The sequence below is a fragment of the Mesorhizobium sp. M7A.F.Ca.CA.003.01.2.1 genome, assembly GCF_003998945.1.
Classification (GTDB): domain Bacteria; phylum Pseudomonadota; class Alphaproteobacteria; order Rhizobiales; family Rhizobiaceae; genus Mesorhizobium; species Mesorhizobium ciceri.
The window spans coordinates 1-503 of sequence record NZ_RZRA01001637.1 but is presented as its reverse complement, the minus strand read 5'-3'; the positions used below and the strand labels follow the sequence as shown (position 1 = coordinate 503).

Here is a 503-nt window from a genome sequence, read left to right as displayed (position 1 = left end):
GAACTCTTGTGAGCGGCAAGGACGAGGCCGAACTTTCCCGGCTGATGCGGGCCGCGATCGCGGGAGATGAAAGGGCTTACGCCGACTTTCTGCACCGGATTGCCGCGCTGGTTCGCGGTTTTGCCAGGCGCAAGATCGTGCAGGGCGGGGTCGATCCCGAGGATGTCGTGCAGGAAACCTTGCTGGCCATTCATGTGAAACGGCATACCTGGCGTCAGGATGCGCCGGTGTTGCCGTGGGTCTATGCGATTGCCCGCTTCAAGCTGATCGATGCGTTCAGGCGGCGCGGACGGCGCATCGAGATCGACGTCGACGATATCGCCGAGACGTTCGCCGAGCCGGAAACCGAGACCGTCAGCGAGCGCGACATCAACCGTGCATTGGACGGTCTGTCGCCGGCTCAGCGCTCCGTGGTCTCGGCCGTGTCGGTGGAAGGGCGGTCCATCGGCGAGACGGCGGCAAAGTTCGGCATCAGTGAGACGGCGGTGCGGGTGTCGCTGCAT

1 protein-coding gene is annotated in these 503 nt (G+C 64.2%); it reads left to right on the top strand.

What is annotated here, in order from left to right; all coding sequences use genetic code 11:
• Positions 1–8 precede the first annotated feature (8 nt).
• The coding region (locus tag EN969_RS34675) for a sigma-70 family RNA polymerase sigma factor (protein WP_127419969.1) at positions 9–503 on the top strand (495 nt) is incomplete at its 3' end.